2 protein-coding genes are annotated in these 2,036 nt (G+C 64.2%); both read left to right on the plus strand.

Going from position 1 to position 2,036, the window contains the following annotated elements; translation table 11 throughout:
- Positions 1–285 precede the first annotated feature (285 nt).
- Positions 286–1,524, plus strand: a complete 1,239-nt coding sequence (locus tag PV761_RS24105) for an FHA domain-containing protein (protein ID WP_347900038.1) — start codon at positions 286–288, stop codon at positions 1,522–1,524.
- Positions 1,525–1,687: 163 nt separating this feature from the next.
- Positions 1,688–1,891 carry a cold-shock protein gene (locus PV761_RS24110; RefSeq protein WP_003806113.1) on the plus strand — a complete coding sequence of 68 codons (204 nt, stop codon included), beginning with the start codon at positions 1,688–1,690 and terminating at the stop codon, positions 1,889–1,891.
- The last annotated feature ends 145 nt before the right edge of the window (positions 1,892–2,036 follow it).

Consider the following 2,036-nt stretch of genomic DNA (forward strand, 5'->3'; position numbering starts at 1 on the left):
CATAAGACCAGTCTTAACCACCAGGCCCACCAGTCCAGTCGACGCGCCCACCCACGACTAATTCAGCAGACTCCTAGTGGTAGCAGCCGCCATACCTCCACCCTCTGCGTGATCCTGCGGCCGGGGAAGTGCCGAAAGTCCCCGGCACCCCGCCGTCGCGAACGGCCGTCCCATTCTTGTCAGCCCCACCCGCCGCGAGGAGACTTACTGTATGCCGTTCGCTAGCGCCGGCGGCGGTTTTTCGCCTCTCGGGGGCCGGCGCCCTCCTGGCTGGTCGGGGAAGTCGTGGATGCATCGGGGTTGCGGGACGAGTTCGTGGTGGTCAACGGTGAAGCGGCGGGACGCCGGCTCCGCATTCCGCACGGCACCTCCACCATCGGCAGCGGGGAAGGCTCACGGCTGCGCCTGCCGGTGTCCGGAGTCAGCCGCCGCCACGCCGAGCTGACCTCCCTGGAGGGCCGGACAATCCTTGCCGACCAACAGTCGCGCAACGGCACCTGGGTCAACGGCCACGAGATCACCTCGCCCACGGAGCTCGCCGACGGCGATGAGGTCCAGATCGGACAGGTGCTGCTCCGGTTTGTTGAAGGGACGTACGACGGCGGCTCACCTCCCGAGGCGGCCGGCCGGCCGGAGGGCCGCAGGCCCGCCCCTGCCGCCGCCCGCAAGAAAGGTCTGGGCGCGGCGCTGCTTTTCGCGGCCGCGATCAACGTGGTGGGACTGATCGGCAACAGCCTGACCGCGTTCCTGACCGAGCTGACACCGACGTGGACATGGTTCGTGACCCCGGCCATGGGCCTTGTTGTTGCCCTGGGCGGTGAGGCGCTGGATTACCTCAAGGACAAGGCGCAGCCGCCCCCCAGGCGGCCCAAACCCCAGTACCGGCCGTCAATGCGCGTGCAGCCGGCGCGGCCCGCGCGGCCCCTGAGGCCAGGCTACCCGGATGCCCACGCCGGGCCCTATGACAGCGGGACGGCGTATCCGTCTGCGCCGGCTGATGCTGCCCCGCGTACGCGTTCCCGTCCACTAATCGCTACGGTGCTGGTGACCTTGCTCCTGCTTGGCGGCGGTGGATGGCTTCTGGCAGCCGGGGCGAGTTACGCCGTCGGGTACTTCTCGGGAAACGAGGAGGGTACCCAGCGGCTGGCACGCCAGGTGGTGGCGGAAGCGCAAGGCGTCACGGTGACGGTGCTCGGCGTGCAGAGCACCGCCCACTTCACCCGGGTGGAGATCCACGTACGTAACGGGACCGGCAGCTCCATGTCACTGCCCCTCTTCCACAACGCCATCCTCACCGGCCCGGACGGCACGACGTTCGACGCCGATGCGTTCCGCAGCAGCTGGCAGCCCGAAATACCGCCCGGGGGACAGCGCAAGGGGACCATCAACTTCGAGAGTCAGCTGCCTGACGCGGGCGGCACGGTCTCCCTCAGCTTCGTCACGGTGTTTATGCAGGGCTTCGACGGACCGCAGTCGATCACGGTCCCGGACATCCCGCTGATGCCCGTGGTAAAGCCGCTCTGAAAACCCGTGTACAGTAGAGACCGTTGTTGTGTTTGTATTTGGTAGTTCAGGCAGTACGCGGGGTCGAAAGTCCTCGTTCTTCTGAAGTAGCGGTTTTGAACACCCCACACCGGAGGACCCGAAAGTCGGGACAGTTCCTCCACCTTCACGAAGGACATAAATAATGGCTACTGGTACCGTCAAATGGTTTAACGCTGAAAAGGGCTTCGGCTTCATTTCCCCCGATGACTCCTCACAGGACGTTTTCGCACACTACTCTGCGATCAACTCCTCCGGTTTCCGCTCCCTCGAAGAGAACCAGAAGGTCTCCTTCGAAACCGAGCAGGGCCCCAAGGGTCCCCAGGCCGTAAACATCCAGGCTATCTAATTTCTTAGATACCCGGGACCGTTTAGGTTTCATAAAGCAGGACCTGCCGATTGGCAGGTCCTGCTTTTGTTGTACGCCCAGCATGGGCATTTGCTTGGAGGTGTGAGTCCTCTGAAGGAGAAGGTGGTTTAACTTCTAGCCAATG

It is taken from the genome of Arthrobacter sp. CC3 (genome assembly GCF_039907775.1).
In the GTDB taxonomy this organism is placed as follows: domain Bacteria; phylum Actinomycetota; class Actinomycetes; order Actinomycetales; family Micrococcaceae; genus Arthrobacter.

Bases quoted from the DNA above. Each gene is read 5' to 3' on its own strand.
- PV761_RS24110 (WP_003806113.1), top strand. From the start codon at position 1,688: ATGGCTACTGGTACCGTCAAATGGTTTAACGCTGAAAAGGGCTTCGGC.